Here is a 21479-nt window from a genome sequence, read left to right on the forward strand (position 1 = left end):
CCCCGCAGTCTCCCAAAACAAGCTCCTGCATCGCCCGGGACCATAAGCCTTCCAGCCCCCGGCCCCGGGACGCTATTCATAACCACCGAAATCGGCTATACTCCCTGATCAATTCCAACAATAATGTTTATGATCCCTTCCGGTTTATAAAATAAGGAGAATATAAGGTGTCCTCGACCCGTGTACAAAACCCAAACATTCGTAATATTGCCATTATCGCCCATGTAGACCATGGAAAAACCACCCTGGTAGACGCCCTCTTCCGGCAGAGCGGAGTCTTCCGGGATAACCAAGAGGTAAACGACCGTATCATGGACCGGGGAGATATCGAACGGGAGCGGGGTATTACCATCTCGGCTAAAAACTGTTCCATCCTCTGGCGCAATACCAAGATTAATATCCTCGATACCCCGGGACACGCCGACTTCGGCGGTGAAGTGGAGCGCGCCCTCTCCATGGTGGATGGTGTCATTCTCCTGGTCGATGCCGCCGAAGGCCCCCTCCCTCAGACCCGGTTCGTACTGAAAAAGGCCCTGGAAGCAGGCCTATCCCTGATTACCGTTATCAACAAGATCGACCGCGGAGATGCCCGCCCCCAGGAGGTCCTGGATGAGGTGTACAGCCTGCTCATCGACCTGGATGCCCAGGAGGATCAGCTGGAATTCCCCCTCTTTTACGCCATCGGCCGGGACGGAATCGCCCAAAAAACCCTGGATGAGAAGGGAGACAATCTCCACCCCCTTCTTGACGCCATCCTCGATGAGCTGCCCGGTCCATCCTACAAACCTGATGCCCCCTTCCAGATGCTGGTCAGCGACCTGGATTACAGCGATTACCTCGGCCGCCTTGCTATCGGTAAGGTTGTCAACGGCAGCGTCAAAGCAAATCAAGAAATGGTCTGTGTGGGTCATGGTGATTCTGTGACCCCCCTCCGAATATCAAAACTGCAGACCTATCAAGGGCTCAGCCTGGGCGACGCCGATTCTATACAGCCCGGGGACATCGCCATCATAAGCGGTGTGGAAAACGTCCACATCGGCGACACCATCTGCACCAAAGAACAACCCCAGGCCCTGAAGCGTATTACCGTGGATGAACCCACGGTAGCCATGAATTTTTACCGGAATAACGGTCCCCTAGCGGGCTCAGAGGGGAAATTTGTTCAGGGCAGTAAAATCTGGGAACGCCTGCAAAAAGAGTCTCTCCGGAATGTAGCCATTCACGTGGAACCCGGGGAAGATAAGGAAAGCTTCGTGGTAAAAGGAAGAGGCGAGTTCCAGATGGCCATTATCCTGGAGACCCTGCGCCGGGAGGGCTACGAACTCTGTGTAGGCCGTCCCCGTGTCCTAAACCGCCAGGAGAACGGTCAAACCCTGGAACCCATTGAACATGTGTTTGTCGACTGCGAAGACCAATACGTTGGGGTTGTTACAGAAAAATTATCCATCCGCAAATCCCGAATCATGACCATGGTTAACCACGGAACAGGCAGAACCCGGGTCGAATTCTCCGCCCCCAGCCGGGCACTCATCGGATACCGGGACGAATTTCTTACCGACACCCGCGGAACGGGACTGCTGAATTCCTACCTCATGGGCTATGAGCCCTACCGGGGAGACTTCCCCACCCGAACCAGCGGCTCCCTGGTGTCCGACAGGGCAGGCAAGGCCGTCCCCTACGCAATCTTCAACCTGGAACCCCGGGGCCGGATGTTCATTCAACCCGGCGATGTAATCTATGAGGGTATGATCATCGGAGAACACAATCGATCCGGCGATCTAGAGGTAAATCCGGCTAAGGAAAAGAAGCTCTCCAACATGAGGGCTGCTGGCAAGGACGAAAACGTCGTACTTACCCCCGTTACCCCCCTAACCCTGGAATCCGCACTGAACTTCCTCAGCGCCGATGAACTCCTCGAGGTTACCCCGAAAAGCCTCCGGCTTCGCAAACGCATCCTCACCAGCCATGAACGCAAAATCGCAGAAAAGCGGGCCGCCGGCAACTGGCAGGGCTAACGACCTGCCCTAGGACAGGCTTCCCTTCCGGGTTAGGTGGACCGAAAAACCGGGCCGGATAACCAGGTTTCCCCAGCAGCCTACCCCGGATCCTTTCTCAGGGTGCTTTGTTCAATCTGGAGCACTATCCAGCCTTGTACCCACCTTGTAGCCTATCCCGCACCGGGTACAAAAAAACCCAAGCTCATTCCGAGCCTGGGCTTTTTCTTCCGGGAGCACCCCGGTTCAATCTAATCCGAACCTAGATTCGGATTCAATTAGAACCGACGGCCGCCCCGTCCGCCACCGTCAAACCGACGGGGACCACGATCCCGATCCTGGGGAGGCTGAGCTACGTTAACCCGCAGTCTGCGTCCATCGAATTCCTGATCGTTCAGAGCTGAAATTGCATCCTGAGCAGCTTCGTCGGTTTCAAACTCAACGAAACCAAAGCCCTTGGAGCGGCCAGTCTGACGATCGATGATGATATTCGCAGAGAGAACCTCACCGAACTGTGAAAAATGATCCCGAAGAGAATCTTCGGTGGTTTGGTAACTCATGTTACCAACGTACAATTTATTATTGGCCATTGCCAACCTCTTTCGTCCGGGCTACAAATCCGGACTTGAATTAAGGACACCGACGGCGTCCCCTTCGTCTTCTTCAAAGCTTCTCTGTAGCCCACCCATACGAGGTTCGCAACGATCAAGAAAGTCTTCTCTGGAAAAACGGCAGTCAAAAGCTCCAACGGAGTCCTAGGTGACTACAGGATCAGAATAGGGCCTTTTACAGGGGTTGTCAACAGAACGGACCGCTAAGAATACGAAAAGATAACCCCATCACTCAAAAATACAGAATAATCAGGAGCATTTATGATTCACCTGCCTCTAATACCTCCCGCAGCATCTGGGTATAGGGCCGGCTCTCCACCCTATCCCTGGAAATACCCAATTCCTTCAGAAGGGAGAAGAGCTCAACCTCGGTTTTTTGAATGAAGGCAGGATCATCTATCCGGGTATGTTCATGAAACACCGACTCCAGTTCTATAAAATGCCCAAGCCCCTCCACCTCGGATAATTCCAAAAGCACCCTGCCGTAGGCAAAGGCCTCACCGCGCTTACGCTTGCGAATCCGGAGCCTAGCCCCCATGCGCTGGATGAACTCCCGAAACACCCCCGGATCATCAACCCGGAATTCCCCTTCACGGTTCATCTCCAGGCCATCCCGAATGGATTTGTCCTTAAAGGTTACCGTTGCCCTGGAGCCATCCACCCGGAGTCGAAATTCTCTACCTTCATCCCGAGCCTTCCCGGAAGGGCTGATCCTGTAGTATTCGTCCTGTTTATCGTAGCGGCCCGTACTACGGGCACCGAGCCGCTCTATCTGCTTCCTCAAAGCCCCCGGATCATCCACCCAGGCCTTTATCTCAATCTCCCAGTTCATGGCTCACCACCTCGTCCGATCCGGAACGCTCTCAATCAAAGACCACGGTTTTGTTGCCGTAGGCCAGAACACGGTGCTCAAGATGCAGTTTAACAGCCCGGCTCAACACCAGCTTCTCTAGGTTCCGCCCCTTCATAATCAGGTTATGCACCGAATCTTTATGACTAATCCGGGTAACATCCTGTTCGATAATCGGCCCCTGGTCCAAATCGGCAGTGACATAATGGCTTGTCGCCCCGATAATCTTGACACCCCGGGCAAAGGCCTGGTGGTAGGGTTTCGCCCCGATAAACGCAGGCAGGAAGCTGTGGTGAATATTGATAATCCGGTTTGGAAACGTGGATACAAAATCGTCGCTGAGAATCTGCATATACCGGGCGAGCACCACCAGATCAATCTCATGCTCCCGTAACAGCTCAATCTGCCTAGCCTCAGCCTCCGCCTTATTCTTCTTTGCTACCGGCACATGGTAGAAGGGGATCTCAAAGGCCTGGCAAATCTCTTCCATCTGGGGATGGTTACCGATGACCAACCGGATATCCGCATGGGTCTCTCCCTCCCTATTACGCAGGATCAAATCATACAAACAATGATCGTACTGACTCACCATAATCGCCATCCGGGTTGCCCGACTCGAGAAATGAATCCGGAAATCCATATCAAACTTTAACGCAACCGGTTCAAAGGCTGTATGAATTTTTTCCATGGGGATTTTAAAGCCAGCCAGACTCCATTCCACCCGCATAAAAAAGGTCCCGGACTCTCCGTCGCTGTGCTGATGGCTATCCAAAATATTACCGCCGTAGGTAAAGATAAAATGACTCACCTCAGCAACGATACCCTGGGTATCGGGGCAAGAAAGCAGCAAAATAGCCCGTTGGGGATCATCACCCCCGGAATATGCAAACGCCATACAAACCTCCCTGTTGAATCCCCAGTATGGCAGAGAATCCCTGCCGAACTCAAGAACAGCCCTCACAATTCCAGGGCATTAACTTGGGTAAAAAACCCCAGGGTTTGTACCTCATCCTCGGTTAATCCCCTACCCAGTTTACCCGCGTACTCTTCCGCGCATCCCTCTGCATCACCCCTGTCCCCCACGAACTCCGCCATCTCCGCCATGGGCAGAAGAAGCTCCTCCAACCCCTGACGGCTCAGGGGATCCATATGGCTAATCACGTACCAATCCGTCCCGAAACCCAAGAGCCGGTGTACCATGGCAATAAATTGCTCCACTCTGTAGCCGTACACCCCCCGGTACCGCCGGCCGTAGATCGCATCGCCCAAAAAAGTAACCCCGTACTCGGGCACCACCACGGCGAGGCTGTCATCCGTATGGGGTGAATCCAGGGGCACCAGGCTAACCTCCAGCCCCCCAAGATCGAGACTCCTTTCATCCCCTACCAGAATATCCAGACCACCGATCTTCCGCTGAGCAGCCTCGGGGATCTCTCGGCGGATGCAGTCCCGGCTGAAGGCCGGCAGATCACCGGCGCGTACCATGGCATCCAGGCCCGAATCGCTCCAATCCTTGCCCCTCAAGCCCTCCAGTTCCCGGTCGGTTTCCCCTCTCCCGTAGGCCTTCAGCCCGCACCGAGATAAATCGTCCAGACCGAGAACGTGGTCCCAATGCCAGTGGGTCAGCACTACCCGATCCGGCGACGGTAGAACATGCTTCCGAATCCCTTCAAAAAAATCAGCCACATGCCCGGGGCCCATTCCGGCATCCACCATCAACGCCCCTTCGGTACCCCGGACATACCCCAAAACAGGCCGGTCCGTCCGTTCATCCTGGGGAAGGTACCACACTCCGCCGTTTAGACAGCGTAATCTTCGAGACTCATCGGTAATCATACGCCACTGTACCAACCGAGCCTTCCCGTCTGCAAGCACTTTTCTTGTTCCACCAAGTCTGGCATACTCCTAGGTACTATGAAGGATGATTCGAATGCCACCCCAACCCAAATACAGGAACTGCAGCAGAAGGTAAGCTTTCTGGAAGCCCAACTCCAGGATATGTCCGATGTCGTCTACCAGCAGCAAAAAACCCTGGATCAGCACCGCCGCACCATCCAGGCCCTTACTGCGAGGTTCCAACAAGCCGCCGAGCTCCTGCCCGGCCTCGCATCCCAGGCCCCCCACGACGCCCCGCCCCCCCATTATTAGCTCCCCGCGCAACAACCCCTAGTTTTTTCCGGGTAACACCCCAAGTTTCTTGAATTGTTACACCCAGGGAGTATACTGTACAATACAGACCAACTTTTCCTGGAGGAAAACCCTATGCGACTAAAACCAACCAACCTGGCGATCCTCGCCATAAGCCTTCTGGCCCTCTTCGGCCTCACCAGCTGTGAGTGGTTCGAAGTAGAGGTACTCTTATATCCCGACGGTTACGTAATCGACGTAAAAACCGGCTCGCCCCTTGCGGGTGTAGAAGTAACCCTGACCAGCACCGACGGTAAGTTCACCAAGACCTCATCGGAAACCGGTACAAACGGGTATTATGAGTTTACCGGTATTCCCAATGGAAACTACAATGTCACCGCCTCTAAATCCGGGTACACCTTCACCAAGGAGCGGACCCAGATCAGCAGCCTCTTTACCCGGCTGCCCCAGCTCGGGGGCTTCGTAACCGATAATGCCGCGGTGCTCACCTTCGTAACCTTCTGGGACGAGGATTATAAGGACGTGGATACCTACTTCAACTATCCCACCGCAGTCGGCGGGGGCCTGTATGATCCATCAGGTGCTTTTAATATGTTTACTGATGCATCCGAGTACAACAAGTTTTATGTTCCTTCATCAATCGGTGGTGCTCCCGACTATGCTCACCCCGAGTTCAGTTCAGATAACCGCACAGACGTCTACTACAACAATCCCATCGTAAAAGACGGAACCGAGACCCTGGTAGAACTGGATGTAGACAACCGGGGCGACTCGGATGACCAGCCCGGGGGACCGGAAACCATATCCCTGTATTGGGCCCCCTTCATGCAGCATAATTATGGTGCTCTGAGCGGCGGAACGGAGTACGTTGTAACCAGCGCAGATGATCCTTCCAAACTCCCCCCGGGAACCTATAAGTGGGTCGCCTCCTTCGATTACAAGGTAAACGCCTTCAATGCGACGAGCTCCACTGGTGGCGATAGCGACAATAGCCTTCTCAGCACGGCAGACGGCACCGGCGGGGCCAACCCGGTATCCTACGTCTTCTCCGGTTCAACCCTCCTGGGCAAGTTCACCCTGCCGGAGAACATCGACATAAAACACGCCAACATGGTGCGTATAAACTACTTTATGAACTCCGATAGCAAGGAGTATTTCCAGATCCTCCCCAACATCGAGGCCCTGGCACCCCGTAGCGCGGACGATCAAACCGTCAACCAGATCGTTGTTGCCCCGGGGCATCAGCGCTAACAACCAGTATCTGCGGGCTCCGGAGACCCTTCCGGAGCCCGGACTTATGATGAGGAAACCAAACTATGAAGCGAAACAGTGTACATACCAGCAGAATCGGCACCCTGATTCTGGCAGCCCTGCTCATGATCCTTGCCGCCTCAGGGCTCTTTGCCCAGGCATCTGCCGGGGGCCGGTCCCGGGGCGGGGTATCCACGGTAACCCTGCAGATTGATTCCAACATTCGCGGAGCGAATGTTTACATCAACAACGACCTCCAAAACCGCGGTGCCCCCCTGACTCTGGAGCTGCGGCCCGGAACCTACAGCATCCGGGTAACCGCCAAGGGCTACCAGGACTTCGAAACCACCGTCAACCTGACGGGTAATCAGACCATCCGAGCCGATCTCCAGCCCCCGCAGTTCAGTTTGTCCGTGAATACCAACGTATCCAACGCCCAGGTCTTTGTGAACGGCAACCGAATCGGCACCGGCAACAGCTCTGCCAGCCTGAACCCCGGCACCTACACCATCCGGGTAACCGCCGACGGATTCCAGGAGTACTCCGGCCGGGTTACCCTGAACGGGAACCAGACCGTTAGCGCCATCCTCCAGCCCGTCCGGCACACCCTCACGGTTAATTCCAACGTAAAAGAAGCATCGGTCTACATCAACGGTGACCGCCTGGGAGATAGCGGAGTCTCTACCAGCCTGCCCCGGGGCACCTACACCATCCGGGTTACAGCGCCGGGCTACCAGGAATTCACCACCAACCTGACCCTAACGGGCAATCAGACCCTCCAGGCGGCGCTCCAACCCCTAAACGGCCGTCTGAGCCTGGCCTTCCCCAACAATACCGCCAATGTGTTCTACTTCGTCAACGGCACCCGCTACCAGGTTAACTCCCGAAGCGGCCGCAGCGACCTTGATCTGCCTCCGGGTAACTACCGCATCAAGTTTACTGCCGGTGGTATCGAAAGCCCCGAGGTCCTGGTTACCATCCAGGCGGGTCAAACCACCGCCCTTACCCCCGTTCTGGGGTTCGAATAGATCCCTAGGATACAAAAAAAGGCTGCTCACCCGAGCAGCCTTTTTTTATTAGTCTTTTATAATGCGTTACAGCTTCTAACTTTGCCCATCCGTGAGCTCCCCCTGGAGCCGCGACACGGGAAGTCACGGTATATCCGGTGTGGCTTACAGGCTTTTGCGCGCTAGTAGCTCATCTCATCCGAATTAGCTTCGGGGCTTGTAGTACCGGATCCAATCGATGTACATGTATTTCGGAAACCCTGTAGTGGCGTCGGGATCGTAGGTGTAGGTTCCCCCGACGGCGATATTGAAAATCACATAAAAGGGCTGATGAAACTCACTCAGGTGGTCCTTGTTTATAAATTCCCGGTGCACTTCCCTGCCGTCGATGGTCCAGAGGATTTTCTGGGAATCCCACTCGATCCCGTACACATGGTAATCATCACCCCAAAGCCCGTCGGGATGCCCTTGGGAACCGTGACGGTACTCCCAATTATCCGTTTCGTTGGAATAATGGATCGCCTGGCCCACCGTGGCATGTCCGTAGTAACTATCCACGTTTTTTGCTCCTGTTTCCAGGATATCTATCTCCCCTGAAGCCGGCCAATCGGTATCCCCCCCCGTTTCTCCGATGGAATCACCCAGGAGCCAGAAGGCTGGCCAGATCCCCTTCCCCGTGGGTAGCTTAATCCGGGCCTCCAGACGTCCGTAGAGGAAGGTTTTGCCCGGAATATCCGAGGTTCCGTCATTGCCCCCGGGATTCGAGATAACCCTGGCGGAGGTATAGTTGCCCGCCTTGTGAAGCCCACCGTTGTGGCTGGCTTTGATGACCAAATTACCGTTCTGGGTATAGGCAGTGGATTCCTCGGCGGTGTACCGTTGCCATTCACCGTTATAGGGGTTCAACAACTTCTGGCGGGTCCAGGTGTTTGTATCTAGGGTTTCCTGGTTGAACTCATCGTACCAGGTTAGCTTCCAATACGGGTCTTCGTCAGGGGGTGCATCTCCGTCCTGGCCTTCCTGGGTTGAATCTTCATCCTGGGAATCGGGTTCCTGGGTTTCCGAGGGATCCTGTTCCGAACTGAGAACCCACTCGCATCCCAGGGCGGTGAGGGTTAACCCGAGCCCAAGGAACAGTATCAATACTCGTCGAACCATGGTTCGCATGTAATCTCCTATGTTTGTTTGTTTCTTATTAAAACTTATGATACCAGCGAATACCCCAACTGTCCAGAATTTACCTAGAGTGAACGGATTCCCGCGTCTACTCTACGGTAACCTTGTCGATGTCGCTGGTATAAATGGGAAGGGAAAAGAGTTCAAACTCACCGAGGTAGTCCGGGACAGCTGCCCGGGATTCGCCCAGGAACCAGCGGTACCACTGAAGCTGCCGGAACTGTGAGCCGGGCATGAGAACCCGGGTGGGTTCAGTGCCAGATTCCCGGAGAGCAAGTATCTGCCGGTACACCTCGGCGATGAGCTCCCGGGGATCATCGGGCGTACGGCCGTTACTGGGGTTCATGCGAACCTCTTGGGTTGTAGAAGGGGGAGCAAGAAAAAGGACCCCGGCGGCCTGACGCGTTGCGGCGGATCGGCACCCGGAGTCCTGGCATTACAATCACCTTTTAAAAACCTACTTGAATAGATCGAAGAGATTGTATTTCTGGTAGATGGAAACCATGATGATGGAAACCACCGACATGATCTTGATCAGAATATCCAAAGAAGGACCGACGGTATCCTTGAGAGGATCGCCCACGGTATCCCCGATAACTGCTGCGCTATGAGCCTCGGAGCCCTTACCGCCATGATGCCCCTGCTCGATGTATTTCTTGGCATTGTCCCAGGAACCGCCGGCATTGGCTGTGTAGAGGGCGAGGAGAATCGCAGACAGGGTCGTACCGATCAGAAGCCCGCCTACAAAGGTCGGCCCGAAGAGGAAGCCCGAAAGGATCGGGGTCAGTACCGAAATAACCGCAGGCAGCTTCATTTCCCGGAGGGCACCGGCAGAGGAAATTTCGATACACAGCCGGTAATCGGGTTTGCTTTCACCGGTAAGAATCTTCGGATCCGCCTTGAACTGGCGCCGAACCTCCTGAACCATCTTCCTGGCTGCGTTCGCCACTGCCTCGATGAGAATTCCCGAGAACAAATAGGGAAGCGCTGCACCCACCAGGGCTCCGGCGAGGATCAGCGGATCAATCATATTGAGCATAAGGGTGAATCCGTCGAATTCTTCGGGGGTTACCTGGGAATAGAGAAAGCTTGCGAAGAGCGAAAGGGCTGCCAAGGATGCCGAACCGATGGCAAACCCTTTTCCGATGGCAGCGGTTGTATTGCCAACGGAGTCCAGTTCATCGGTGATTTCCCGGACCTTAGGGGCAAGTTTGGACATCTCGCTGATTCCTCCGGCATTATCCGCAATGGGGCCGTAGGTATCTACCGATACCGTGGCAACCACAAAACTGAGCATTCCGATGGCTGCCATGGCGACGCCGTACAATCCGGCAACCAAGTAGCTTCCGATAACGGCGGCAGCCAGAACGATTACCGGAAAGAAGGTGGATTTCATTCCGGTGGCCATTCCCTCGGTTATATTGAGGGCAGTTCCTTCTTTGCTCGCTGCCGACACATTCTGGGTCGGTTTAAAATCGTAGCTGGTGTAGCGTTCGGCTAATTGCCCTACCAGGATTCCGCTGGCGATACCGAGAAGCGCCGCGATCCAGGGGCTCATGAATCCGAGGTTAAAGCCCATGGCCAGAACCTCCTGGGCAGTAAAATCACCCAAATACAGATAGGTAAATACCCCCGTTCCGATTACCGTCAATCCGGCGGCGGCAAACACCGATAGATTGAGCTCCCGGTGGGGATGGTCACTGACCTTCTTGGTTATGAGGAAGAGAATTCCGAGGATTGATGCAATCACACCGATGGCGGCAAACACCAAGGGAAACATGATAAGCGCTGAGATAAACTCGTCGCTGACAACCCGCTTAGCGGAAGGCAGTGTGTAAAACATGTAGGCGGCCAATACGACGCTGGAGATCAGCGATCCTACATAACTCTCCAATAAATCGGCACCCAATCCTGCGACATCACCCACATTATCACCAACATTGTCGGCGATGGTAGCAGGGTTCCGCGGATCGTCCTCGGGGATATGGGCTTCGGTTTTTCCAACCAGGTCGGCTCCCATATCAGCGGCCTTGGTGTAGATTCCGCCCCCTACCCGGTCGAACATGGCAATAATGGAACAACCCAGGGCGTAGCCGGAAACGGTCATGGTAAAGGGAATAAAGTTGATACCAATCCAGTTTGCTTCAACCTGCAGGGCTGCGGGTTTCATCTGGCCCATGAGCTCGCCGAATACCAGATACACGCCTGCCAAGCCGAGAAGGGAAAATCCGCCGACACTTAGCCCCATTACCGAACCGCCCCGGAAGGCAACCTTCAGGGTCTGGCCGAGACTTGAGGTCTCCCGGGCCTTGTTCGCAACCCGGACATTCGCGATGGTGGCTATTTTCATACCGACCCATCCGGCGGAGGCGCTCATGGCTGCTCCCAGAATAAAGGCTACACCGGTGTACCAGCTAACCAGAATGCCGAGAACCACCGCGATGACTACCGCAATGGAAAAAATCACCTTGTATTCGTGGCGAATAAAGGCATCGGCACCCTCTTGAATGGCTGAGGCAATTTCCTTCATTGTGTCCGTTCCGGCATCCATGCGCTTAACACCGTAGAAGTTGATTGCTGCAAAACTAAGAGCACCGACAATGGCAACAATTAGGATTCCAATCATACCGTTTCATCCTTTCCGATCCCAGGGGATCTGTTGGGGGTTTCTGGTGGTTCTGCCAAGTTTCTGGTAGAATGATAGCATTGAAGGATTGTTCCCGCAATGAAAATTCTCGGTTCTTGGGGCATTATTTTTAGTTAATTAAAATTAAAAGGGATTTTTATGTCAGATTTTTCACCACCTTCGGGGCATCATGACCTCGGATCTTGGCACCAATGGACTCCCCAGGAGCGGGCTGTACTAATGTTTATTCAGAGCGGCGACGAGGTACTGTTAATCCATAAAAAACGCGGACTTGGCAAGGGAAAGATCAACGCCCCGGGAGGGAAGCTAGAGGAAGGAGAGAGCTTCCGGGAGGCGGCCATCCGGGAATGCCAGGAAGAAGTCGGACTGACGCCCCTAAATCCACACAAGGTCGGGGAGTTACGGTTCCGTTTTATGGATGGGTACAGCCTGTACGGAGAGGTCTTCTGGGCCTACGATTACCGGGGTATTGCCCGGGAAACCGATGAGGCTGACCCCTTTTGGTGCCCATTGCATTCCATCCCCTACCAGTCCATGTGGCGGGACGATCCCCTCTGGCTGCCTCTGGTGATTCAGGGGTTTCATATCGCCGGGTGGTTCGACTTTGACGGAGACACCATGCTCTCCGGCCGGGTTGATTTTTTACCGCTTAAATCCCCTAGGCCCCTTCCTCTGGATTATTCTGCTCAAGCCACCGGGCCATAATGAAAAGCCAATCGCTCAACCTATTTATAAACTGCTGGGGTACCTTTAGGTAGCCCAGGTTCAACCACCCCAGATACCCGACCAGATCGCGCTCTAGGCGCCGGCACACCGCCCTGGATACATCCAGGTGAGCCCCCGTCAGGGTATCACCGGGCAGAATGAACCCGCGAAGATGTATTTCGCCGATATCCTGGGTCTGCCACTCCTCAATAACTGCAACCTGCTTCCTCCAAAAATCTTCACCATACCCGCTCCCAAGGTACTCCGGGCCAAGGGTATCCGCCTTATGGATGGGCAGGGCCAACAGTCCTCCAATTTTTTGCAGTAGATCTTGGACGGTATGAATTCGGGTTCGGTAATCTTCCAGGTGATTAAGGTACTCCATGGCGGTGTTTTGGGCTCTTCCCCCGGCATGGTACTCCTGGATGTACTGGCTCATGGACGCCCGGGCCAGACCCAGAACGCTGGTGAGCTCATCGACATCCCCTAAAATGACAAAAACCTCATCGGATTTGAACCGTCGTTCACCTCCGATGAGGCTGCTCTTACCCTCATCACCACCCCGGGTGGTTATGGTAGAAAAATCAGTCACTCTTGTCTCCGTCTGTTACCGCATTAGCCCCGGGTCATCTCGACCGTATAGGAGGCTGACCTACACGGTGTAGTTTTGATATTCCTTAATTTTGCTCATCCCACGCAGCTTCTTCATGGCCTTTTCTTGGATCTGCCGTACCCGCTCCCGGGTAATGCCGAGGTATTTACCCGTTTCCTCCAGGGTGAATGGCCCCTCGCCCGCCAGACCGAACCGAAGCTGTATGATTTTCATCTCGCGATCGGAGAGCTGACGCAGAACCTCGTCCAGGGTGTCCTGGAGGGTCAGCTGGAAGACCATCTCGAAGGGTTCCTCGGTATTAGAATCCATAATAAGGTCGGCGAGACAGGTCATGTTCTCATCATCCACCGTTGTGTCTAAACTGGCGGTCTCCTGGCTCAATTTCATGATGTCCTTAATCTTGTCCGGCGGCATATCCAGGTAGGAGGAGAGCTCATGGACATCCGGATCGCGGCCCAATTCTTGGGTTAAATGTTTGGCAACAAAGTAGCATTTTTTTATGGTATTGAGCATATGAATGGGGATGCGTATGACCCGGCCCTTATCAGCAAGGCTCTTAATAATCGCCTGGCGTATCCACCAGGTGCCATAGGTACTGAACCGGCAGCCCTTGGTATAATCGAAACGCTCAACAGCTTCGATAAGGCCGATGTTCCCCTCATCAATCAAATCAAGAAGCGAAAGACCGCGGTGTTGGAATTTCTTCGCAATACTGACAACCAACCGCAGATTTGCGTTGATCATCTTATTCTTCTCTTCCCGGAGGGCGAATTCCAATGTATTTACCGCATCCTGGGACTCCCGGGTCTGAGAATCCTCATACTCCTTCCGGCTTTGGTTATACGCCTGGCGGAGATTCTGAATTCGCTGGCCGATTTCCCGCTCCTGGTCTACCGTTAGCAGAGGATAGTGGGCGATCTGCTTCAAATAGAGGGCAAGAAGATCTGTATCATAACCTGCTGGTTGGGAGGGATTGTCCTCAAGCATCTGAGGACCGGCAAGGGCGGGGACCACTGACTGATGTGCTTCTTTCATGTGCGTACCTTCCACGAAAATGATAATTGAGGATCATTCCTAAGTCAAGTTAAAGTATTGTGAGGCAGGGTCCTTATGGATGGTTTCAGGGTGATTCGACGACCGTATTTACCGTGGTGCTGATGCGGGGTCCACGTAACTGCCATCCTTCCAAACACTAAAATAGAGCTGCGGCTTTTGGATGACAGGGGTGATGCCCAGGGTTCCTAATTGTTGTCCGGTCTTAACCTCATCGCCGGTGGAAACCAAAAGGGTTTCGTTACCCCCGTAGATATAGATATACCCCCTGGGATGCTGCACAAAGGTTACCTGCCCAAGGGTGGAATGCGGTCCAGAATAAATAACCCTGCCGCTGGTCACCGCCAAAACCGGAGCCCCCCGCTGCCCCATGATGGATATGCCCGGAAATTTTCCGGAAAAGGTAAAACGATCCCCTTCCACCGGCCAGGAGGTACCGGTCTCGTCCCTATAGACCTGGGACTCAAACATTGTACCGCTTACCGAACTGGAGGTTGGAATGTTCGCCCGATTCTCCTGACTCCGATCAGCTCCGGCAGCCTGGGAATCCGGTTTATCTTGGCTTTTTCCGGGATTATCCGAAGGCGTCACGACCCTGGGGGCATTGGAATCACCCTGGCCTGAAGAATTCTGACCGCGGCTACCCGTTTCCCCGGAACGCTGGGCAGCCTTCGAGACGGTTAATACCGTACCAACCCGCAAGACGGAGTTTTGATCTACATTATTGAGTTCCAGAAGTTCATTGAGACCCATATTGTAGCGCCGGGCTATACTGTAGTAGGTATCCCCGGCTTGGACCTGGTGGGTGGAGGGAATTACCAGCCGCTGCCCCACAAAAAGCTTAGAAGGATCGCTGATATCGTTTTGGGTTTTGAGAAGTTCCACCTCGGTGCCGTACATCCGTGCGATGCTGTACAGGGTATCGCCGGGTTCAACCTGATGGTATACCTGCTCAGGCAAGACTGCAGGGACTAATAACACAAGCATCGCTATAACAGAAGAACCGATGATGAAGGCTCTTGAAAGTTGCCGCATACTGTTTCACTCCAGGGGGTCCTTGTGGACATGGGTCTATTCATTAACATCGGCTGCCCCGGTCGACTCTTTAGGAAAAGGCATAAAAACAGCCCCCTTGGCGGCGCATGGGGGATACTGGGGTACACGCCCATACCTTCTGTCCCAGATCCAACCTTGCGGTGCGTGGGGGATGCTGGGGGGGGCCAGGGATGGTTTTTTATAGCGGCGGAATGAATCGAGTTTCCTATCATCTGGTCTTCAGATTATCTCTCAAATCATTCCATGGGGTAACATTAAAAACCCTGTCACTATTGCGTCACACTTTTTTTAACAACAAAAAAGCCGCCTTTCGGCGGCTCTCTAATTCTTTATCTCGTAACGCTTTATAGTCGGGATGGCGGGACTCGAACCCGCGGCCTCCTCGTCCCGAACGAGGCGCGCTAGCCACTGCGCTACATCCCGAAAATGTATAAGATCGGAGTACAACCTACCGGAATATGGGAATACTGTCAATCCGCACGTGTCGCGAACTACTGATGTCCGGACAGAGAATCCCAAAATCCTGGAATTCGGTCGGATTTTACTTGCCCGGCGCTTGTAATTCCTGGAGGCAATTTGTGGAACGATCCGATAATTCCTTCCTCCCCATGGTTCGGAGCTTACCCTCCCCTGGATCCTGCTTCTGACTCTACCCCTCCGACAGGTTCGGATTGATTGACAGCCCATGGTGACCATGGTATTGTTTTCACCAATTTACCATCCCATGATTTAAATCAATAAAGGATTATTCTATGGCTGAAGAGCAGCAAAAAAAGCAAAAATTCCCGGGGGAAAATTCTGATGCTAAGAGGAGCCCGAAGGGCCGCCTGCAACACCCCGTGGTATACATCATCTCCATTATTGTCCTCCTGATAATTGCCGTAACCTTCGTGGCAGGGCCGAGTTTAAACATATTTTCACCCCAAGCCGAAAATGTTTCCTTTGGCTCCATTTACGGAAATTCCATTGAATATACCCCCGGAAGCTATTTTGCCCAGCAGCAACAGGCCTTGGCCCAGGAGTTCGCTCAGAGCGGCCAGGATGCTTCTATTCAGACCATCTATCAAATATGGCGTATCGCCTTCCAACGAACCCTGCTGCATTACGCATTTCTGGAGGAGGCCAAGAATTCTGGGTTTCGGGTCACCCAGGAGGCTGTGGATAAGGCTATGGCACAGAACCCACGATTCTTTGAAAACGGTGAGTTTAGCCCTGAACGCTACCGTTCGGTTTCCAATGTAGAGCGACTTCAACTTCGGGAGACCACCCATGCCGGTCTGATACACCAAGAAGTCATCAATAGCATTTTACAAGCTGCCCAGCCTTCGGATCCTGAAAGTGATTTTATCGCCCGGATGGGAGCGGACCGGCGCAGCTTTACCCTGGCTCGTTTTCCCTTCGCTGAGTATCCCGCTGAGGAGATTATCGCTTTCGCCCAGGAGAGCCCGGATACATTTCGGGTTAGGGAGATTTCCAGCATTACCCTGAATTCACGAGAAGAAGCCCAGGTACTTCTAGAGAGAATAAAGGCTGAGGAATTAAATTTCCAGGAAGCCGCCCGAGAGTACTCTACCGATGGCTTCGCTGCTCAGGGTGGATCCCGGGGAGCGGTCATTTTCTACGACTTTCAGGCAGAATTCTCCGATGAAGAATCAGCAGAATCAATCTTCTCGGCAGACAGGGGTTCCCTGACAGACATAGTTGAAACTAGAAACGGTAGATTTGGTTTCTACCGGCTGGACTCAGAGATACGATCCCTGGATCCTGAAAGCGACAGGGAAATGCAGCGGGTTCGTGGATACATCTCCCGGTTCGATTCCCAGCGTATTGAGGACTATTTCCGCTCCGAGGCAGATTCCTTTCTCCTTGCAGCCCAGAACCGTGGATTTGTAGCAGCCGCTCAGGAAGGTGGCATCTCGACTGTCAAAACCAACGAGTTCCCTATCAACTACGGTTCCGTAGCCCTCTTTCCCACTGTACAGGACGCAGAGGGCAACCAAATTGCTGGAACCGGAAACAACGAAGAGTTTTTCCTGGAACTGTTTTCACTGGAGGATCAGCAAATTTCAAAACCGATCGCTCTCGGCGGTGAGATCATAGTAGCCCAACTTAATTCAACCCGGACTGTTGAAGAGGAGGAACTCAACTACCTTAAAACCTTCGCTGGATACATTATTCAGGATTGGTTGGGTGCTGAGCTCGAGCGGGTATATCTTGATCCTGAGGTATACACCGACCGGTTTGATCAGGCATTTCAGCAGCTTGTGATGGGCAATTAATCCAGTTTAGTCCCATAACACTGCTGATGTTTCCTGATAGACTAGGGCCGCTGATATTTAGCGGCCCTATTATTTATCCGTACCAATCGTCCGGAGATCTAACAGTTGGAGCGTATGCATGAAGGCCATGGCAAGCCACACCGAGCCCCAATGTGCGATTCTTGTATTTGGAAGCCCGTGTCTCGTGCAGATTCAAGAATTTCTTATCACGGTTCACCCCACCTCACGTGTTTTTTTTGTAGGAAATCCTGAACAATTACCCGCCATACCCGGTTTAGAATACCTAGGTGCGGATCTAAAAACGATTCAAGAAAAGATTATAGGAATCAACTTCCGTGGTCTTCGGAGGGTCTGTGTAGAATCCCTAGGCCGCTTGGGCAGCCTACGTAGACACCTTAGCCAAATTCAACAGCTCTTCTATCAGGCCTTCGAACAATACTGGGCCAATGCGCCGAGCGTAATGGTGCTGGGGGACCGATGGATCGGCAATATCCTTCGGAACCTGTCATACCTTGGAGAATGGGGAAACTCCCCGATACCTCAGCAGCAAACCGCATTGCCGGTTCTTCTATGTGGCGCCGGTCCGTCTCTTGCGCGGAGTATCCCATTGATCCATGAATATAGAGCAAGCCTATTTATTCTCGCCGTAGATACGGCCCTACCAATCTTGCTTCAACAAGGAATCATTCCCGATGCCCTGATTGTACTTGAGGGACAGATGTGGAATATCTATGATTTCCTTCCCCTCTCTGATCGGGAGCGGAAGTCCCTCTCGTCCATGGTAATTTTCGCGGACATTTCAAGTTTTCCCAGCGCAGCAAGAATTCTCCCCCGGGAAAATGTCCACTGGTTTCTTAGTAGATTCTGCAACAGCCCTATCCTGGATACCCTGTATGCCGCGTTCCCCTGGATATCTGAGGTGCCTGCTCTCGGCAACGTAAGTACCCTGGGGTACTACATCGCCCACCATTTCATCGCCAGGAATGATGATAATCCCATCCTACTGGCAGGAGTCGATTTTGTTCCTTCCTATCCTGTCGCCCCGAGTCGTGGCAGCCTCCACCATCGCTACAGGGAATACCACCAAAGCCGGTTGCACCCGTTAGAGCCGCCCCCGGCCAAGGATTCTTCAAGCCGAGTTCAAGACAGGGACTTCAACCTATTTACTTCCCTCGCCGAGAGGTGTAACAGACCGGTATTTGTGCTAACCAGCCTCCGTACCTGGCCTTTCCCCCACCTTGATTCCATAGATTTTTTCAAACTATCCACAGCGGATGTAAACACCCCGGCGAGCGCTGTTAATTCCGGGGACCAAGGAATAGACCAGGAAACACCAGGTACCAAAACAGAGGCTGACCCGCTATCTGATTTTTTTTCAACATTATTAGAGCAGCTTGCTGAATTGCAGGCTCTTCTGCGTACAGCCTCAGATAATACAGAACAACGCACCCTTGCCCTTCTCCAAGAACTTGATTGGTTATTCTATCCCCTGCCGCCGAGCTGGTCGTTCGCAGAAATTTTCACCCATAGATCATGGACCCTCGGCCGAATTGCACGGACCCAAGACATCTTGGGAGCATTCCGGAGAACGCGATCAACCTAACCTACCCTGGGTTCACATCAAAAAGACCCAGCCCACTTCTGGTACGGGTGACCAATGCCAAGTGTCCAAACGTTAGAAAAGAGCACTCGATCCAATTGCCCCGTCCAATGACCACGTCACAGATCTGACCAGGAGCGCCGAAGGCTACAACCCCTTGCGCCTCAAAGACCCGAGAGAAGTAGCCGATGGATTACCCGGATTCGGGTTTATTCTTCGCTAGTTTTCAGGACTGATAAGAAGGCGCTCTGGGGTAGTTCGACGTTCCCCACCATTTTCATCCTCTTCTTACCTTCTTTCTGCTTCTCCAGGAGTTTGCGTTTCCGTGAGATATCTCCGCCATAACACTTCGCGGTCACATCCTTGCGTAGCGCAGTAATGGTCTCGCGGGCGATTATGGTTGAGCCGATGGCTCCCTGGATCGGAATTTTGAACTGATGTTTGGGAATTTCGTCCCTCAGTTTTTTACAGATGGCCCGGGCTCGCGGGGCCGCGCTGTGCCGGAATACGAGCTGAGATAGGGCATCAACTATTTTCCCGTTGAGCAGGATATCAAGTTTCACCAGCTCCGTAGCTCGGTAATCCAACATTTCATAATCAAAGGACGCATACCCGCGGCTCAACGACTTTAGTCGGTCATAAAAATCAAACATCACCTCCGCTAAGGGCATTTCATAGGTGATCTCTACCCGAACCTCTGTTAAGTAGACCAGTTCTGTCTGGATTCCTCTCTTCTCAACACAGAGATTCATGAGGTTTCCAAGGTAATCTGTGGGGGTGATAATAACCGCTTTGATATACGGCTCGTAGCTAGTCTCAATTGTCCCGGGTTCGGGCATCTCTTGGGGACTCTCCACAAATAACGTCTCATCATTTTTGGTAATAACCCGGTACCGCACCGATGGGGCCGTCAGTACAATAGATAGGCCGAACTCCCGTTCCAGACGCTCCTGCACCACCTCAAGATGGAGCATCCCCAGGAAACCGCATTTGAAGCCGAACCCTAGAGCTACCGAAGCATCCTTCTCATAGATCAACGATGCATCGTTTAGCTTCAATTTTTCCAGAGATTTTGTTAACTCTTCGTAATCATTGGAATCTACCGGGTATATGGATGAATACACCACCGGTTTTACCTCCCGGAATCCCGGCAGGGGGGCATCACAGCGGTGCTTACTTCCGGTTACCGTATCTCCCACACGTATGTCTGATATATTTTTTATTCCGGCAAGGAAGTACCCAACCTCACCGGCTTCGAGGACTCCAGTTCTTTCAAACCCTACCCTAAACCTTCCTGCTTCCTCTACATCGTATTCAGCATCGCTAAAATAGAAACTTACCGTCTGACCTTCCTTCAGCTGGCCTTCAAAAACACGAATATGTACAATTACGCCCCGGAACGGATCATAGTGGGAGTCAAATACCAGAGCCTTCAAGGGTTGTCCGGAATCACCTTGGGGGGCGGGAATCTTCTGGACAATGGCCTCCAGAAGATCTTCTATGCCAATTCCCATTTTTGCAGAAACCTGCACGGCATCCTCGGGATCCAGACCAAGATCCTTTTCTATCTGCTTGAGTGTTCCAGGTATATCAGCCCCGGGCAAATCTATTTTATTGATAACCGGAATGATCTCGAGCCCATGATCAAAGGCAAGATACAGATTTGATAAGGTCTGGGCCTCCACTCCCTGGGTAGCGTCCACCAGCAATAGTGCGCCCTCACAGGATGAGATGGCCCGAGACACCTCATAGGTAAAATCCACATGGCCGGGAGTATCGACCAAGTTGAGTTCGTACATACTTCCGTCTTCACTCTCGAAGGGAAGCGTCACTGCCTGGGATTTTATTGTGATGCCGCGCTCGCGCTCAATATCCATGGAATCCAGCATTTGATCCTTAAAATCGCGATCAGCAACTATCTTTGCCTTTTGTATAAACCGGTCAGCAAGGGTTGATTTTCCATGGTCAATATGGGCAATAATGCAAAAATTTCGTATTTTATCTCGGGTAATCATCTAAGGGGACTATACCGCATTCACCCTGGCAAGTGCAACTGGATTACCTATATATCAAATCCGGCCTTTCGGATTTCCTCGAATAGACTATCCCGCTGAATGGGCTTTATTAGGTACCCGGTTGCCCCCCCCTTGTTAAACGCTTGAATAACATTACTTGGATCCTCAAGGGCTGTTACCATAATCGCCCTAACCTCGTCCTTCTGCCGAAGACCCATGGTTTTTTCAACATCGCGAATCTGAACCAATGCCTCTTGACCGTCCAGCCCAGGCATCATAATGTCCATGAGAATCAAATTATACGGTTTTTTTTCCTGCCAAGCTAATTTGAATGCCTCCAAAGCCTCGTTACCGTCTACTACAAGATCCAATACAACACCGGGAATCTCTCGTAACAACGTACTGATAACCTTCCGAGAACCAAAATCATCTTCCGCCACCAACACTTTCATTGCTGTACTCCTTTTACCTTCA

The 21479-nt window shown here is 52.8% G+C and carries 19 protein-coding genes and 1 tRNA gene; 7 read left to right on the forward strand and 13 right to left on the reverse strand.

Annotation, left to right across the window (positions count from 1 at the left end; all coding sequences use genetic code 11):
* Positions 1–167 precede the first annotated feature (167 nt).
* Complete coding sequence (gene typA / locus DC28_RS01525; RefSeq protein WP_037544844.1) at positions 168–2015, forward strand: translational GTPase TypA; 1848 nt, start codon at positions 168–170, stop codon at positions 2013–2015.
* A 257-nt stretch (positions 2016–2272) separates the two neighbouring features.
* On the opposite strand, the gene DC28_RS01535 is transcribed toward typA, so the two are convergent.
* From DC28_RS01535 to DC28_RS15050, 4 genes are all read right to left on the reverse strand, one after another.
* Positions 2273–2584, reverse strand: coding sequence for an RNA recognition motif domain-containing protein (locus DC28_RS01535; RefSeq protein WP_037544848.1), 312 nt, complete (start codon positions 2582–2584; stop codon positions 2273–2275).
* A 280-nt stretch (positions 2585–2864) separates the two neighbouring features.
* A complete protein-coding gene (cyaB, locus tag DC28_RS01540) occupies positions 2865–3437 on the reverse strand; it encodes a class IV adenylate cyclase (protein WP_037544850.1) in 573 nt (190 codons plus the stop codon).
* A 31-nt stretch (positions 3438–3468) separates the two neighbouring features.
* Positions 3469–4350, reverse strand: a complete 882-nt coding sequence (gene purU, locus DC28_RS01545) for a formyltetrahydrofolate deformylase (RefSeq protein ID WP_052078320.1) — start codon at positions 4348–4350, stop codon at positions 3469–3471.
* 62 nt (positions 4351–4412) lie between these two features.
* Positions 4413–5291, reverse strand: coding sequence for an MBL fold metallo-hydrolase (locus DC28_RS15050; protein WP_156104531.1), 879 nt, complete (start codon positions 5289–5291; stop codon positions 4413–4415).
* Positions 5292–5369: 78 nt separating this feature from the next.
* On the opposite strand from DC28_RS15050, the gene DC28_RS01555 reads away from it, so the two are divergent.
* The 3 genes from DC28_RS01555 to DC28_RS01565 all read left to right on the forward strand — a co-directional run bounded on the left by DC28_RS01555 (position 5370) and on the right by DC28_RS01565 (position 7882).
* Positions 5370–5603: a SlyX family protein gene (locus tag DC28_RS01555; protein ID WP_037544852.1), complete on the forward strand. Its 234-nt coding sequence runs from the start codon at positions 5370–5372 to the stop codon at positions 5601–5603.
* 114 nt (positions 5604–5717) lie between these two features.
* Positions 5718–6854 (forward strand): carboxypeptidase-like regulatory domain-containing protein, encoded by a 1137-nt coding sequence (locus DC28_RS01560; protein ID WP_037544853.1) that lies wholly within the window; start codon positions 5718–5720, stop codon positions 6852–6854.
* Between the two features lie 65 nt (positions 6855–6919).
* On the forward strand, positions 6920–7882 hold the full coding sequence (locus DC28_RS01565; RefSeq protein WP_037544856.1) for a PEGA domain-containing protein: 963 nt from the start codon (positions 6920–6922) through the stop codon (positions 7880–7882).
* Positions 7883–8065: 183 nt separating this feature from the next.
* Here the strand turns inward: DC28_RS01565 and DC28_RS01570 are convergent, their stop codons facing one another.
* The 3 genes from DC28_RS01570 to DC28_RS01580 all read right to left on the reverse strand — a co-directional run bounded on the left by DC28_RS01570 (position 8066) and on the right by DC28_RS01580 (position 11663).
* On the reverse strand, positions 8066–9028 hold the full coding sequence (locus tag DC28_RS01570) for a glycoside hydrolase family 16 protein (protein ID WP_052078322.1): 963 nt from the start codon (positions 9026–9028) through the stop codon (positions 8066–8068).
* Positions 9029–9125: 97 nt separating this feature from the next.
* The gene (locus tag DC28_RS01575) at positions 9126–9383 is read right to left on the reverse strand and encodes a hypothetical protein (protein ID WP_037544858.1); all 258 of its coding nucleotides are present in this window, start codon (positions 9381–9383) and stop codon (positions 9126–9128) included.
* 111 nt (positions 9384–9494) lie between these two features.
* Positions 9495–11663 (reverse strand): sodium-translocating pyrophosphatase, encoded by a 2169-nt coding sequence (locus DC28_RS01580; RefSeq protein WP_037544860.1) that lies wholly within the window; start codon positions 11661–11663, stop codon positions 9495–9497.
* Positions 11664–11822: 159 nt separating this feature from the next.
* Here DC28_RS01580 and DC28_RS01585 point away from each other — a divergent pair, with 159 nt between their 5' ends.
* Positions 11823–12389, forward strand: a complete 567-nt coding sequence (locus DC28_RS01585; protein WP_081941782.1) for an 8-oxo-dGTP diphosphatase — start codon at positions 11823–11825, stop codon at positions 12387–12389.
* On the opposite strand, the gene DC28_RS01590 is transcribed toward DC28_RS01585, so the two are convergent.
* The 4 genes from DC28_RS01590 to DC28_RS01605 all read right to left on the reverse strand — a co-directional run bounded on the left by DC28_RS01590 (position 12343) and on the right by DC28_RS01605 (position 15534).
* On the reverse strand, positions 12343–12981 hold the full coding sequence (locus tag DC28_RS01590) for an ATP:cob(I)alamin adenosyltransferase (protein WP_037544863.1): 639 nt from the start codon (positions 12979–12981) through the stop codon (positions 12343–12345). The genes DC28_RS01585 and DC28_RS01590 overlap by 47 nt on opposite strands.
* 60 nt (positions 12982–13041) lie before the next feature.
* Positions 13042–13989: a sigma-70 family RNA polymerase sigma factor gene (locus tag DC28_RS01595; protein WP_037545124.1), complete on the reverse strand. Its 948-nt coding sequence runs from the start codon at positions 13987–13989 to the stop codon at positions 13042–13044.
* A 156-nt stretch (positions 13990–14145) separates the two neighbouring features.
* Positions 14146–15090, reverse strand: a complete 945-nt coding sequence (locus DC28_RS01600) for a LysM peptidoglycan-binding domain-containing M23 family metallopeptidase (RefSeq protein WP_037544865.1) — start codon at positions 15088–15090, stop codon at positions 14146–14148.
* Positions 15091–15461: 371 nt separating this feature from the next.
* Positions 15462–15534, reverse strand: a tRNA-Pro gene (locus DC28_RS01605).
* 329 nt (positions 15535–15863) lie between these two features.
* On the opposite strand from DC28_RS01605, the gene DC28_RS01610 reads away from it, so the two are divergent.
* Positions 15864–17390, forward strand: coding sequence for a peptidylprolyl isomerase (locus tag DC28_RS01610; protein WP_037544867.1), 1527 nt, complete (start codon positions 15864–15866; stop codon positions 17388–17390).
* Between the two features lie 118 nt (positions 17391–17508).
* The gene (locus tag DC28_RS01615) at positions 17509–18993 is read left to right on the forward strand and encodes a 6-hydroxymethylpterin diphosphokinase MptE-like protein (RefSeq protein ID WP_037544869.1); all 1485 of its coding nucleotides are present in this window, start codon (positions 17509–17511) and stop codon (positions 18991–18993) included.
* A gap of 206 nt (positions 18994–19199) precedes the next feature.
* On the opposite strand, the gene lepA is transcribed toward DC28_RS01615, so the two are convergent.
* Positions 19200–21005, reverse strand: a complete 1806-nt coding sequence (lepA, locus tag DC28_RS01620; protein ID WP_037544871.1) for a translation elongation factor 4 — start codon at positions 21003–21005, stop codon at positions 19200–19202.
* A 47-nt stretch (positions 21006–21052) separates the two neighbouring features.
* Positions 21053–21457: a response regulator gene (locus tag DC28_RS01625; protein ID WP_037544874.1), complete on the reverse strand. Its 405-nt coding sequence runs from the start codon at positions 21455–21457 to the stop codon at positions 21053–21055.
* Positions 21458–21479: the final 22 nt, after the last annotated feature.

The sequence above is a fragment of the Spirochaeta lutea genome, from assembly GCF_000758165.1.
GTDB classification, from domain to species: Bacteria; Spirochaetota; Spirochaetia; order DSM-27196; family Salinispiraceae; genus Spirochaeta_D; species Spirochaeta_D lutea.